This is a genomic window from Methylobacterium sp. Leaf465, from assembly GCF_001424705.1.
Lineage (GTDB): Bacteria > Pseudomonadota > Alphaproteobacteria > Rhizobiales > Beijerinckiaceae > Methylobacterium.
This window is the reverse complement of the sequence record NZ_LMRA01000048.1, coordinates 168776-181700: the sequence shown is the minus strand read 5'-3', so window position 1 is coordinate 181700 and position 12925 is coordinate 168776. Positions and strand designations below refer to the sequence as shown.

12 protein-coding genes are annotated in these 12925 nt (G+C 69.8%); 11 read left to right on the top strand and 1 reads right to left on the bottom strand.

Features of this window, described 5'->3' with window-relative positions:
- The first annotated feature begins 13 nt into the window (after positions 1 to 13).
- From ASG51_RS22745 to dxr, 8 genes are all read left to right on the top strand, one after another.
- A complete protein-coding gene (locus tag ASG51_RS22745; RefSeq protein ID WP_056383201.1) occupies positions 14 to 388 on the top strand; it encodes a PH domain-containing protein in 375 nt (124 codons plus the stop codon).
- Between the two features lie 168 nt (positions 389 to 556).
- Positions 557 to 1624 (top strand): 30S ribosomal protein S2, encoded by a 1068-nt coding sequence (locus tag ASG51_RS22740; RefSeq protein ID WP_056219011.1) that lies wholly within the window; start codon positions 557 to 559, stop codon positions 1622 to 1624.
- 185 nt (positions 1625 to 1809) lie between these two features.
- The gene (gene tsf, locus ASG51_RS22735) at positions 1810 to 2733 is read left to right on the top strand and encodes a translation elongation factor Ts (protein ID WP_056273267.1); all 924 of its coding nucleotides are present in this window, start codon (positions 1810 to 1812) and stop codon (positions 2731 to 2733) included.
- 167 nt (positions 2734 to 2900) lie between these two features.
- Complete coding sequence (gene pyrH, locus ASG51_RS22730; protein ID WP_056219019.1) at positions 2901 to 3623, top strand: UMP kinase; 723 nt, start codon at positions 2901 to 2903, stop codon at positions 3621 to 3623.
- 563 nt (positions 3624 to 4186) lie between these two features.
- A complete protein-coding gene (gene frr / locus ASG51_RS22725) occupies positions 4187 to 4753 on the top strand; it encodes a ribosome recycling factor (protein ID WP_056219022.1) in 567 nt (188 codons plus the stop codon).
- Between the two features lie 153 nt (positions 4754 to 4906).
- Positions 4907 to 5650: an isoprenyl transferase gene (locus ASG51_RS22720; RefSeq protein WP_056219506.1), complete on the top strand. Its 744-nt coding sequence runs from the start codon at positions 4907 to 4909 to the stop codon at positions 5648 to 5650.
- 2 nt (positions 5651 to 5652) lie between these two features.
- Entirely contained in the window at positions 5653 to 6516 is an 864-nt protein-coding gene (locus ASG51_RS22715) for a phosphatidate cytidylyltransferase (RefSeq protein ID WP_056383198.1), read from the top strand.
- Positions 6517 to 6528: 12 nt separating this feature from the next.
- Positions 6529 to 7692: a 1-deoxy-D-xylulose-5-phosphate reductoisomerase gene (dxr, locus tag ASG51_RS22710; RefSeq protein ID WP_056219027.1), complete on the top strand. Its 1164-nt coding sequence runs from the start codon at positions 6529 to 6531 to the stop codon at positions 7690 to 7692.
- Positions 7693 to 7700: 8 nt separating this feature from the next.
- On the opposite strand, the gene ASG51_RS22705 is transcribed toward dxr, so the two are convergent.
- Positions 7701 to 8345 carry a TetR/AcrR family transcriptional regulator gene (locus ASG51_RS22705; RefSeq protein ID WP_056383196.1) on the bottom strand — a complete coding sequence of 215 codons (645 nt, stop codon included), beginning with the start codon at positions 8343 to 8345 and terminating at the stop codon, positions 7701 to 7703.
- A 261-nt stretch (positions 8346 to 8606) separates the two neighbouring features.
- Between ASG51_RS22705 and ASG51_RS22700 the strand changes: the two genes are divergently transcribed.
- The 3 genes from ASG51_RS22700 to rseP all read left to right on the top strand — a co-directional run bounded on the left by ASG51_RS22700 (position 8607) and on the right by rseP (position 12669).
- Complete coding sequence (locus ASG51_RS22700) at positions 8607 to 9737, top strand: HlyD family secretion protein (protein ID WP_156653191.1); 1131 nt, start codon at positions 8607 to 8609, stop codon at positions 9735 to 9737.
- Positions 9738 to 9746: 9 nt separating this feature from the next.
- A complete protein-coding gene (locus ASG51_RS22695; protein ID WP_056383191.1) occupies positions 9747 to 11324 on the top strand; it encodes a DHA2 family efflux MFS transporter permease subunit in 1578 nt (525 codons plus the stop codon).
- Positions 11325 to 11508: 184 nt separating this feature from the next.
- The gene (gene rseP, locus ASG51_RS22690; protein ID WP_056273249.1) at positions 11509 to 12669 is read left to right on the top strand and encodes an RIP metalloprotease RseP; all 1161 of its coding nucleotides are present in this window, start codon (positions 11509 to 11511) and stop codon (positions 12667 to 12669) included.
- Positions 12670 to 12925 lie beyond the last annotated feature (256 nt).

The window sequence follows — 12925 nt, the reverse complement described above, 5'->3', positions numbered from 1 at the left end:
GATACGGCGCGCGATGGGTTTTCTCGATGGACTGCTCGGCCACGGCAGCGATCTCTCGCCGGCGGAGGTCAACCAGCAGATGGCCGGCATCCTCACCGAGGGCGAGCCGGTGCAGGTCGCCTTCCGGATCCTGCGCGACCTCATCGTGTTCACGGACCGGCGCCTGATCCTGGTGGACAAGCAGGGCCTCACCGGCCGGAAGGTCTCGTACCTGACCGTGCCCTACCGGGCGATCACGTCGTTCTCGGTGGAGACGGCGGGCAGCTTCGACCTCGATTCTGAACTGGCGATCTGGGTGTCGGGCCGGGGCGAGCCGATCCGCAAGACCCTCAAGCGCGGCGCCAACATCCAGGCGATCCAGCAGGCGATCGCGGCGTCGATCCGGTGAGATCGACCGCCCCGGCGAACCTTGCCTCGGCGGCCGGGCTCTGTTAAGGCCCCGCCCATTCCACACGCGGAGCCGGCCTCATGCCTGAATGAGGCGTTTCCGGTGGTCGTCGTCCCTCGGGCGCGATCGCTTCCTCCGCGGCGGTACCAACCGGAGAGTACAAAAGACATGGCCGTCGATTTCACCATGCGTCAGCTTCTCGAGGCCGGCGCCCACTTCGGACACCAGGCCCACCGCTGGAACCCGAAGATGCAGTCCTACATTTTCGGGACGCGCAACAATATCCACATCATTGATCTCGCCCAGACCGTGCCGGCCCTCCACCAGGCCCTTCAGGCGGTGAGCGACACCGTCGCCAAGGGCGGCCGCGTGCTGTTCGTCGGCACCAAGCGCCAGGCGGCCGACACCATCGCCGAGGCGGCCAAGCGCTCGGCCCAGTACTACGTCAACTCCCGTTGGCTCGGCGGCATGCTGACCAACTGGAAGACCATCTCGGGCTCGATCCAGCGCCTGCGCAAGGTCGACGAGACCCTCGACGGCGGGGCCCAGGGCCTCACCAAGAAGGAGCGCCTGATGCTGGCCCGCGAGAAGGACAAGCTCGAGAAGGCGCTCGGCGGCATTAAGGACATGGGCGGCGTGCCGGACCTGCTGTTCGTGATCGACACCAACAAGGAGCAGCTGGCGATCAAGGAGGCCCAGCGCCTCGGGATCCCGGTGGCGGCCATCGTCGACACCAACTGCAACCCGGACGGCATCACCTACGTCGTTCCCGCCAACGATGACGCCGGCCGCGCCATCGCCCTGTACTGCGACCTGATCGCCCGCGCCGCCATCGACGGCATCTCGCGCGGTCAGGGCTCGATGGGCATCGATCTCGGCGCCTCCGAGGAGCCGGTCGCCGAGGAGCTGCCGGCGAACGACGACGGCGCGACCTCCGTCGAGTCGGGCTCGGTCAACCAGGCCGACGTCGCCGCCCTCGTCGAGTCCACCGAGCACTTCGAGCTGCTCTCGGCCCCCCGCGGCGCGCCCGACGACCTGTCCAAGCTCCACGGCGCCGGCCCGCAGATCGTGCAGAAGCTCAACGAAGCCGGCATCTACCACTACTGGCAGCTGGCCTCCATGAGCGCCGACGACGTCGCCAAGGTCGATGCCGACCTGAAGCTGAACGGCCGCATCGGTCGCGACGGCTGGGTCGACCAGGCCCGCGGCTTCGTCGAGGCTGCCGCTGCCGCCTGATCCCGCTGCGGCGGCCCGTCATCGGGCCGCCGTCGCCAGATCGGACACTGCTTCCTGAAGCCCGGTGCTTTCCAAGAGCGCCGGGCTCAGTCGCTTCAAAAGACTCAGCTTCGCTGAACCCGTTCGCTTCAGAAGCCTTCCCGCGGGAAGGTTTCGCATCCGACAAGACACGGAAAGGACCCGCCATGGCCAACATCACCGCCGCACTGGTGAAAGAGCTCCGCGAGAAGACCGGCGCGGGCATGATGGACTGCAAGGGCGCGCTCAACGAGACCGATGGTGACATCGAAGCCGCCGTCGACTGGCTGCGCAAGAAGGGCCTCGCCAAGGCCGCCAAGAAGGCCGGCCGCGTGGCCGCCGAGGGTCTGGTCGCCGTCGAGTCCGCCGGCCACCACGCCGCGATCGTCGAGGTGAACTCCGAGACGGACTTCGTCGCACGCAACGACAGCTTCCAGGCCTTCGCCCGCGAGGCCGCCAAGCTCGCGCTCAACACCGACGGCACGCTGGACGGCCTCGAAGCCGCTACGTTCCCCGGCGCCGCGACCACGGTCAAGGAGAGCCTCGCCAACCTCATCGCCACCATCGGCGAGAACATGACACTGCGCCGCGTCGCCAAGCTCGACGTGACCAAGGGCGTGATCGCCTCCTACGTCCACGGCCAGGTGGTCGAGGGCCTCGGCAAGATCGGCGTGCTCGTCGCGCTCGAGTCCGAGGGCGACGTCGAGGTGCTATCCACCCTCGGCCGTCAGATCGCCATGCACGTCGCCGCCACCAACCCAGTGGCGCTGGACGCCGCCGGCGTCGATCAGGCGACCCTCGACCGCGAGATCAACATCCTGCGCGAGAAGAATGCCGGCAAGCCCGAGAACGTGCTCGCCAAGATCGTCGAGAGCGGTTTGAAGAGCTACTACAAGGAGGTCACCCTCCTGGAGCAGCCCTTCGTGCATGACGGCTCCAAGACCATCTCCCAGGTGCTGAAGGAGGCCGAGGGCAAGGCCGGCGCGCCGGTCAAGCTCGCCGCCTTCGTGCGCTACGCCCTCGGCGAGGGTATCGAGAAGGAGGAGGCGCCCGATTTCGCCTCCGAGGTGGCCGCCGCCGCCCGCGGCTGAGCCGGACCGTCCCGGGTAAGGCCCCGCGGAAACCAGGGAATCGTCCAAGGGGCGGCGGCAGGAATGCCGCCGCCCCTCGACGTTCCGGCCTCCCTTGGGCTAGACACCCCTCCGCTTCCGATTGGCTCCCCGACCTGATCCAGGCCGGGTTAGAGGGGACTGGCTCGATGCCGGAGACCACACCGTTTCGCCGCGTCCTCGTGAAACTCTCCGGCGAGGCGCTGGCCGCACCGGACGGGTACTGGCTGCATCCCCCGACCCTGGCGGGCATCGCCGACGACATCGCCCGCACCCGCGAGGCCGGCGTGCAGATCGCCCTGGTGGTCGGCGGCGGCAACATGATCCGCGGTGCCCGCATCTCGGCGGCGGGCTGGATCGACCGGGCCACCGGCGATTCCCTCGGGATGATGGCGACCGTGATGAACTCCCTGGCGCTGGAAACGGCTCTGAACGCTGCAGGCGTCCCGGCGCGTACGATGTCGGCGGTCTCGATGCCGACCATCTGCGAGACCTATGCGCGCCAACCGGCCCTGCACCACCTCGACAAGGGCCAGGTGGTCGTCCTCGCGGGCGGCACCGGAAACCCGTTCTTCACCACCGACACCGCCGCCGTCCTGCGGGCGGCCGAGCTGCGCTGCGACGCGGTGCTGAAGGCCACGCAGGTGGACGGCGTCTATTCGGCCGATCCGAACCGCGACCCCACCGCCACGCGCTACGACCGGCTGACCCATGACGAGGCCATCGCCCGCGACCTCAAGGTGATGGACACCGCCGCCTTCGCGCTCGCCCGCGAGAGCCGCCTGTCGATCGTCGTCGGGTCCGTCCATGCGCCGAGCTCGATCCTGGCGATCCTCACGGGCGGTGCCCCGGCGACCCAGGTCGTCCCCTAGGCATCACTGCGGTCGCGGCCTTTCGGTGGGCGACGCCTGCGGACGTCGCCGATGTCCTTCCGGCTGTGGCGCCCGATCTTGATCAGGGGTTCGCGAGCCTGTCGCCGGGTCGGGCGGCCGGCGATCTCTTGAAGCCCCGGAGGAGCTCAGGTCGCCGGCGCGGCGCAAGCGTCTTGCGGCGCATCGCCGCCACGGCGGTCGGGCGCCGATCGAGCCGTGCGACGTCCCCGGGCGTAGGGTCGGGGATGCCGGTCGCGCCGCACGCCCGTGAGACTCTCCATCCGCTGCGGCGATTCGATCCGATCCCGCTGTCCGCGGCCCGCGTCTGCCCGCCTGCGCGCCCGCGCCGATGTCGGGGGAAGCCAGGGCGTGCCGCGCTTCGGACCGGCTGCAGTGGAGGCTGGGAAGGCTCGGGCCCGCAGCGCGCCCGCCCGGCCCGGGCGTTTCCTGCCCCAACGACACGAACGCCATTTGCGACCCACTGGATTTTGGTTCATTGAGGCCCACGAACGGGCCCCGGCGGCCCGACCCATTCCCTCAAGTTCGCGTCGGGATAGTCCAGCATGGCAGCCATTCCAGAATTCGACCTGAATGACCTCAAGCGTCGCATGCAGGGCGCCGTGACGTCGCTGAAGGGGGATCTCGGATCGCTCCGGACCGGCCGCGCGACCCCGAGCATCCTCGATCCGATCCAGGTCGATGCCTACGGGGCGATGATGCCCATGGCGCAGGTGGCGACGGTGAGCGTGCCCGAGCCCCGTCTTCTCAGCATCTCGGTCTGGGACCGCGGCATGATCGCCGCCGTCGAGAAGGCGATCCGGGAATCCGACCTCGGCATGAACCCGCAGACCGAGGGCCAGACCATCCGCCTGCGCGTGCCCGAGATGAACGAGCAGCGCCGCAAGGAGATGGTCAAGGTCGCGCACAAGTACACCGAGGAAGCGCGCGTCGCCGTCCGCCACGTCCGCCGGGACGGTCTGGACCATCTCAAGAAGCTGGAGAAGGACGGCGCGATCAGCGAGGATGACGAGAAGCGTCAGGCCGGCGAGGTCCAGAAGGCCACCGACCAGTTCATCGCCGAGATCGACGGCGTGCTCGCCGCCAAGGAGAAGGAGATCATGCAGGTCTAGGATCCCGGATCGGGATCGGGGCCACGTGTGATCGGCACGAGAGACGGTTGGGGGAGAAGCGCGTTGGGTCGCTCAGAAGGCGCGCGTCAGATCGAGACGGCGCGGGTGCACGGCACGGACGTCGCGCTGGGCGCGGCGGAGACCGCTGCGGCGGTGTATCCGGGCGCGCCCCTGCCTGCCCTGGCGGCGCCCCCGACGCACGTCGCCATCATCATGGACGGGAACGGCCGCTGGGCCGCCGATCGCGGCCTGCCACGGGTCGAGGGGCATCGGCGTGGCGTCGAGGCGGTCCGGCGCGCCGTGCGCTCCGCCATCGAACTCGGCGTGCGCTACCTGACGATCTACAGCTTCTCCTCCGAGAACTGGCGGCGGCCGCCTGCCGAGGTCGCGGACCTCATGGGTCTGATGAAGCTCTTCGTCCGCCGCGACCTGGCGGATCTCCACGGCAACAACGTGCGCATCCGCATCATCGGCGAGCGCGAAGGCCTGCCGGCGGACATCGCCGGATTGCTCGACGAGGCCGAGCAGCGCACCCGGGCCAATACGGGCCTGACCCTCATCGTGGCGTTCAACTACGGCGGCCGGCAGGAAATCCTGCGGGCGGTCCGCAGCCTGGCCCGGGACGTGGCGGCGGGACGGCTCGCACCCGATGCCATCGATCTCGACGTACTCACGGGCGCCCTCGACACCACGGGCATCCCGGACCCGGATCTCGTGATCCGCACCTCCGGCGAGCAGCGCCTGTCGAACTTCCTGACCTGGCAGACGGCCTATGCGGAATACGTGATCGTGCCGGAGTTCTGGCCGGATTTCGACCATGCCGCCTTCCGCGCCGCCGTCGACGAGTATCACCGCCGCGACCGTCGCTTCGGCGGCCTCAGCGGCAAGGCCGGCTGATCATGGCACCCGGAGAGGCGGCACCCGCCTCGCAGCGCGGCCTCCTCGCCAGCCGCGAGTTCCACACCCGCCTGGTGTCGGCCATCCTGCTCGGCGCGATCGTGCTCTCCGCCCTCGTCCTCGGCGGCTGGCCCTTCGCGGTGATCTGGCTCGCCGCCGGGATCGTCTTCGCGGCCGAGTGGATCGGCATGAGCGCGGTCGTGCCCCGGCGTCTCGTCCTGGCGCTGACTGCCGCGACGCTGTTCGGCCTCGTCCTCTGCCTGCACGGCGACGCGCCGCTCGGGATCGCCCTCGGGGTCGGCGCCGTCGGGGCGGTCCTCGTGGCGGCCGTGGCCCGCGGCGGAGCGGGACGGGGGCGGGCCCTCGCGGGCCTGGCCAGCTCGGCGGTGATCGCCTTGGTTCCCACCGCCCTGCGCGACGATCCGGCCATCGGCCTCCTGGGACCGGCCTGGATGTTCGCCGTGGTCTGGTCCACCGACATCATCGCTTACTTCACTGGCCGGACTTTCGGCGGCCCGAAGCTGATGCCGAAGGTCAGCCCGAAGAAGACCTGGTCCGGGGCGCTCGGCGGCCTCGCGGCGGGCACGTTGGCTGGTGTCGCCCTGGTGATGGTCGCGCGCGACCATGGCTGGAGCGACCTCGCGACCACCTCGCTCGCCCTCGTCGCCCTCGTCAGCGCCACCGCCTCCATCCTGAGCCAGGGCGGGGATCTCGTGGAATCCGCCCTCAAGCGCCGCTACGGCGTGAAGGATTCGGGCCGTTCCATTCCCGGCCATGGCGGCGTCATGGATCGCCTCGACGGCTTCTTCGCCGTGGCCGTCCTGGTCGGCCTCTATCTCATCGCCCGCCGCCTCGCGGCGGCCTGAAGGACCCTTCCGTTGCTGACCGTCACCATTCTCGGCGCCACCGGCTCCATCGGCCAATCGACCGTCGACCTGCTGCTTCAGCATCCCGACCGCTTCCGCATCGGCGGTCTCGTGGCGGGGCGCGACGTCGAGGCCATCGCCCGGCTCGCCGGCAACCTGCAGCCCGATTTCGTGGCCCTGGCCGACGCGTCCGCCGGTCCGGCCCTGCGCGACGCCCTGGCCCATACCGGCATCCCGAACGGGGCCGGTGAGGGCGCCGTCCTCGAGGCGGTTGCCCGGGATGCCGACATCGTGGTGGCGGCCGTGAGCGGGGCCGCCGGTCTGCGCCCGACGCACGCGGCGCTGAAGCTCGGGCGCACCGTCGCCCTCGCCAACAAGGAGAGCCTGGTCTGCGCTGGCGATGCCTTCATGCGCGACGCCAAGCGCTACGGCGCCACCCTGCTGCCGGTCGATTCCGAGCACAACGCCCTCGCGCAGGCCCTGGGCGACGGCCGCCTCGACGACGTGGCGAAGATGACCATCACCGCCTCGGGCGGTCCGTTCCGGACCTGGACGCGCGAGCGCATCGCCGCCGCGTCGCCCACGGAAGCGGCGGCCCACCCGACCTGGTCGATGGGCATGAAGATCAACATCGATTCGGCCTCCCTGATGAACAAGGGGCTGGAGCTGATCGAGGCGCACCACCTGTTCGCCCTCGAACCCGAGCGCCTCGATGTCATCGTCCATCCGCAATCGATCGTGCACGGCCTCGTCTACTGGCGCGACGGCGCGGTGACCGCGGGCCTCGCCATGCCGGACATGCGGGTGCCGATCGCCCATTGCCTCGGTCTCGGCGAGCGCCTGACGATCGCCCGCGGCCGCCATCTCGATCTCGCCGCCGCTGGCAGCCTGACCTTCGAGGCCGCCGACGAGGCGCGCTTCCCCTGCTTGGCGATCGCCCGGGCGGCGCTCGCCGCCGGGGGCGCCGCGCCCACCGTGATGAACGCGGCCAACGAGATCGCGGTCGCGGCCTTCATCAAGGGCGCGATCGGCTTCTACGGCATCGCCGACCTGGTCGAGCGCGCCTGCGCGCACTTCGCCGGCCAGTACCGGACCGCGCCCGAGGATGTCGACGAGGCCCTGGCCATCGATGCCGAGGTGCGCCGCTGGAGCAGCCAGGCCGTCGCGGCGGCCTGAGCCCGGGCTCAGGCCTCGGGACCGTAGCCCGCCAGGAACACGCGCACGGCCTCGCTGACGTTGTGCTCGATCTCCGCCTCGGAGACGCCGTCGCCGGCGTTGAAGAGGAGGCGCGTCAGGAGGCCGGCCTGGCAGATCTGCAGGAACTGGCGCGCGGCGAGATTCGTACCGGCCGGGCGCAGGCGCCCCGCCGCGACCTGCGCATCGAGATAGGCGGCCAGGCGCGTCGTGCCCTGCACCGGCCCGGCCTCGAAATAGGCCTGGCCCAGGCGCGGGAACTTCTCGCAGGCGCCGATGACCATCCGAATCACCGTGACGTGCTCCGGCCGGATCATCTCGGCAAGGTAGCTGCGGCCGAGACGGGTGAGAACGCCCCGCACGTCGGGATCGTCCGCATCGAGCCGGAACAGCACCTCCGCAAGACCCCGCTTCTCGGCGAGCGCCAGATCTTCGAACAGCGCCTCCTTGCTGTCGAAGTAGACGTAGAGGGTCCCCTTCGAGACGCCCGCCGCCTTGGCGATCTCGCCCATGCTCGCCCCGTCGAAGCCCGATGCCATGAAGACCGCGCGCGCCCCGTCGAGGATCTGGCGACGCTTGTCGGTCTCCCCCGATGTGCGCTCCCGCGCATCGCGCGGGGCCTGTGCGGTCGCCATGGCCCTGATCCTCATTGACCGAACGGTTCGGTCACAATATCCCGAGGCTCTGGGTCGCGCCAGCGTTCGCAGCCCCGAAAATGACCGAACGGTTCGGTCAATTCTCTCGAAGAACCGGATCGAAGCCATGAGATCGATGCCATGAGCTTGCGCCAGGACGACGGGTTTCGGGCCGAGCCGGCCCAAGGCGACGCCATCCGAGCCGACGCCGTCGAGACGCGGACCGTCTCGGCGTCACCGGCCGCCGCGCCGGCCCAGCCGATGACGCCGGCGGTCATCGCGCCGTCGACGGGCGAAGCCCGCGTCAAGCCCCGGCGGACGCGCACCGTCGTTCTGGCGACGCTGCTCCTCGCCGCCCTCGGCGGGGGGGCCTACAAGGCGCAGGCCTGGTGGACCGTCGGACGGTTCTTCGTCAGCACCGACGACGCCTATGTCCAGGCCGACATCTCGGTCCTGGCCGCCAAGATCCCGGGTTATCTCGCGGCGGTTCCGGTCGTGAACGGGCAGATGATGCACAGGGGCGACGTCATCGCCCGGATCGACGACGGCGATTACCGCCTCGCCGCGCAGGCCGCCCACGACAAGCTCGTCACCCAGCAGGCGGCCATCGCCCGGATCGCCCGGCAGGTCGAGGCGGCGCAGGCGCAGATGCTGCAGGCCTCGGCCCAGATCGATGCCAACCGGGCTGATGCGGTCCGCGCCACGGCCGATTACGCCCGCCAGCAGCAGCTCGAGAAGGTCGACTTCGTCGCCAAGGCGCGGATCGAGCAGGCGCGGGCCGACCGCGACCGGACGGACGCCGCCGTGAAGGGGGCCGAGGCCGCCCTGGTGGCCATGCGCGCCAATGTCGAGGTGCTGCGCGCGCAGGGCAAGGAGGCGGAGGGCCTCGCCGCCGAATTGCGCACCGCCGAGGCACGGGCCGCGCGCGATCTGGACTTCACGACGATCCGGGCGCCCTTCGACGGCGTGATCGGCAACAAGGCCGCGGAGGCCGGCGCCTATGTCTCCCCGGGCTCGCGCATCGCCGCCCTGGTTCCCCTGGAGAGCGTCCGCATCGACGCGAACTTCAAGGAGACCCAGGTCGAGCGCATGCATCCGGGCCAGCGCGTGCACATCGCGGTGGATGCCTATCCGGATCGCGACATCGTCGGCGAGGTCGAGTCACTCTCCCCCGCCTCCGGCTCGGTCTTCAGCCTGCTGCCCCCCGACAACGCCACCGGCAACTTCACCAAGATCGTCCAGCGCCTGCCGGTGCGGGTCCACGTACCGGCGGACGTCGCCCGCGCCGGCCTCCTGCGGCCCGGCCTGTCCGTGACCGTCCGGGTGGACACCCGCGAGAACGCCGAGACCGCGGCCGGAGACGATCGCCTCCGCACGGCCGCCCGGCACTAGGCGCCAGCGATGGCCGCGACCGCCACCCTGGGACCGGCCGCACCGGCCGCCGAACCGCCGCTCGACCGTCGCCGGATGGTGGCGTTCGTCTGCATGGTGTTCGGGATGTTCATGGCGATCCTGGACATCCAGATCGTCTCGGCGTCGCTCGCCGAGATCCAGGCCGGCCTGTCGGCCTCGGGCGACGAGATCCCCTGGGTCCAGACCAGCTACCTCATCGCCGAGGTGATCTCGATCCCGCTCTCCGGCTTCCTGTCGCGGGTCGTCTCGACGCGCTGGATGTTCGTGATCTCGGCCGGCGGCTTCACGCTGATGAGCCTGATGTGCGCCACCTCCACCTCGATCGACGAGATGATCGTCTGGCGGGCCGCGCAGGGCTTCATCGGCGGCGGTATGATCCCCACGGTCTTCGCCTCCGCCTTCACGATCTTCCCGCCCTCGAAGCGCTCCATCGTCTCGCCGATGATCGGCCTCGTGGCGACGCTCGCGCCCACCATCGGGCCGACGGTGGGCGGTTACCTCACCGACCTGTTCGACTGGCACTGGCTGTTCCTCGTCAACGTCGTGCCGGGGATCTTCGTGACGGTGTCGACCTACCTGCTGGTCGATTTCGACGAGCCGAACCTGGCCCTGTTCAAGCGCTTCGACTGGTTCGGCCTCGTGTTCATGGCGCTGATGCTCGGCTGCCTCGAATACGTGCTGGAAGAAGGTCCGAACCATGATTGGCTCGCCGACGAGGCGGTCTTCGCCTGCGCGGTGGTGTGCCTGACCGCCGGACCCGCCTTCTTCTGGCGGGCCTTCACGGCCGCCGAGCCCATCGTCGACCTGCGCGCCTTCTCCGACCGCAACTTCACGGCCGGCTGCCTCTTCAGCTTCGTCCTGGGCATCGGCCTCTACGGCCTGACCTACCTCTACCCGGTCTATCTCGGGCGCGTGCGCGGTTACTCGGCGCTCCAGATCGGCGAGACGATGTTCGTCTCGGGCCTCTGCATGTTCGCCACCGCGCCGATCGCCGGGCGCTTCTCGGGCAAGGTCGGCCCGCGCCTGATGATGGCGCTCGGCTTCCTCGGGTTCGCCACCGGCACCTGGATGGTCACGGGCCTGACCAAGGACTGGGACTTCTGGGAACTCCTGGTGCCGCAGATCCTGCGGGGCTGTTCGCTGATGCTGTGCATGATCCCGATCAACAACATCGCCCTCGGCACCCTGCCGCCGGCGCGCATGAAGAATGCCTCGGGCCTCTACAACCTCACCCGCAACCTCGGCGGGGCCGTCGGGCTCGCGCTGATCAACACCATCCTGAACGACCGCTGGGACCTTCACCTCGCCCGCCTGCACGAGCGCTTCACCTGGACCAACACCGCCGTGCTGGAGCGCCTCGACATGACCCGCCGGCAGTTCGAGATGCTCGGCGGCGATGCCGACGCGATGGCGCTGAAGGCCATGATGAACACCGTGCGGGTCCAAGGTCTGGTGATGGGATTCACCGACGTCTTCCTGGTTCTGACCGTCCTGTTCGTGGCCATGGCCTGCGCCGTGCCCTTCATCCGGCGGCCCCGTGCGGCGGCCGGCGGCGGCGGGCACTGAGGACGTCGAGCGCGCATCCGAAGCCGGCGCGGTTCTTTACCCTGACCCCGGGAATGCGGGGACAGCGCCGCGCGATGCGCCCCTGCGACCGCAAACCCCGGCCAAAAGGTTTGCGTTCGCGTTCGACGCATCCGATCTGCTACAGCGGAGCGACGGCCCCGGGGGAGGCCGAGAGGATCGACCAATGGACTTTCTGAACGCCATGGGCGGCACGGCGAGCGGCTTCTTCGGCGCCGTGATCCCCTTCCTGATCGTGCTGAGCATCGTCGTGTTCGTGCACGAGATGGGACATTTCCTGGTGGGGCGTTGGTGCGGGGTCGGCGTTCACGCCTTCTCCCTCGGCTTCGGACCGGAACTGTTCGGCTTCAACGACCGGCATGGGACGCGCTGGAAGCTCTCGGCGATCCCCCTCGGCGGCTACGTGAAGTTCCACGGCGACGCCAACGGCGCCAGCGTTCCGGATCCCGAGGCCCTGGCCCGCATGTCCCCACAGGAGCGGGCCACCAGCTTCCCGACGCAGCCCCTGCCGAAGCGCGCCGCCATCGTGGCCGCGGGACCGATCGCCAACTTCATCCTCGCCATCGCGCTGTTCTCCGGCGCCATCTATTTCGGAGGGCGTTACGAGACGCCGGCCCGCGTCGAGGCCGTGATGCCCGACAGCGCCGCCGCCCGGGCCGGCTTCGAGCCCGGCGACGTGATCCGCGCCATCGGCGGATCGCGGGTCAACAGCTTCACCGACATGCAGCGGACGGTCTCGGGGGCGGCCGGCTCCAGCCTGACCTTCACGGTCGAGCGCGGCGGCGAGACCCGCGAGCTCGTGGCCGTGCCCGAGCGCAAGGAGGATGTGACGCCGTTCGGTCGTCACCGCTTCGGCCGGCTCGGGATCCAGGGTCCGAAGGCGAGCGAGGCGAAGCTCGTGCATTACGGCCCGGTCCAGTCCCTCGGCCTCGGGACCTACGAGACCTACTTCGTGGTCGACCGGACGATCGACTACATCGGCAAGCTGGTCACCGGCCGGGAATCCCCCGATCAGCTCTCCGGACCGATCGGGATCGCTCGCGTGTCGGGTGCCGTGGCCCAGAGCGGCGGCCTCGGGGGCCTGATCGGGCTGATCGCGCTGCTCTCGGTCTCGATCGGCCTCCTCAACCTCTTCCCCGTGCCCCTGCTCGATGGGGGCCACCTGCTGTTCTACGCCTTCGAGGCCGTCCGCGGCCGGCCGCTGAGCGAGCGGGCCCAGGAGATCGGTTTCCGCATCGGCCTCGCCCTCGTGCTGTTCCTCATGCTGTTCGCCGCCTGGAACGACATCCTCAACCTCGGCGCGTCCTGGGGCGCACGCGGAACCTGAACACGCCTGGGCGCGACCGTTCGGCGTTCGCGATCCGGTCCCGCTACGGGACACGCAACCGCCTCGATCTTAACCACAATCCGTCGCGCGCGCGGAACCTCCGGGTTTCGCGCGCAACCGTTTGTTGACCCTGTTCGACGATCGGGCCGGGGCGTTAAGTGACCGGAAGGCCACGTCTCCCCAAAATCCCCAGTGTGCAGGACCCCCCGGCGTTTGCTTAACGCCGGAATCCCGATAGAAGCTGAGCTTGGGACCA

Bases quoted from the DNA above. Each gene is read 5' to 3' on its own strand.
- ASG51_RS22745 (WP_056383201.1), top strand. From the start codon at position 14: ATGGGTTTTCTCGATGGACTGCTCGGCCACGGCAGCGATCTCTCGCCG.
- ASG51_RS22740 (WP_056219011.1), top strand. From the start codon at position 557: ATGGCCGTCGATTTCACCATGCGTCAGCTTCTCGAGGCCGGCGCCCAC.
- tsf (WP_056273267.1), top strand. From the start codon at position 1,810: ATGGCCAACATCACCGCCGCACTGGTGAAAGAGCTCCGCGAGAAGACC.
- pyrH (WP_056219019.1), top strand. From the start codon at position 2,901: ATGCCGGAGACCACACCGTTTCGCCGCGTCCTCGTGAAACTCTCCGGC.
- frr (WP_056219022.1), top strand. From the start codon at position 4,187: ATGGCAGCCATTCCAGAATTCGACCTGAATGACCTCAAGCGTCGCATG.
- ASG51_RS22715 (WP_056383198.1), top strand. From the start codon at position 5,653: ATGGCACCCGGAGAGGCGGCACCCGCCTCGCAGCGCGGCCTCCTCGCC.
- ASG51_RS22705 (WP_056383196.1), bottom strand. From the start codon at position 8,345: ATGGCGACCGCACAGGCCCCGCGCGATGCGCGGGAGCGCACATCGGGG.
- ASG51_RS22700 (WP_156653191.1), top strand. From the start codon at position 8,607: ATGACGCCGGCGGTCATCGCGCCGTCGACGGGCGAAGCCCGCGTCAAG.
- ASG51_RS22695 (WP_056383191.1), top strand. From the start codon at position 9,747: ATGGCCGCGACCGCCACCCTGGGACCGGCCGCACCGGCCGCCGAACCG.
- rseP (WP_056273249.1), top strand. From the start codon at position 11,509: ATGGACTTTCTGAACGCCATGGGCGGCACGGCGAGCGGCTTCTTCGGC.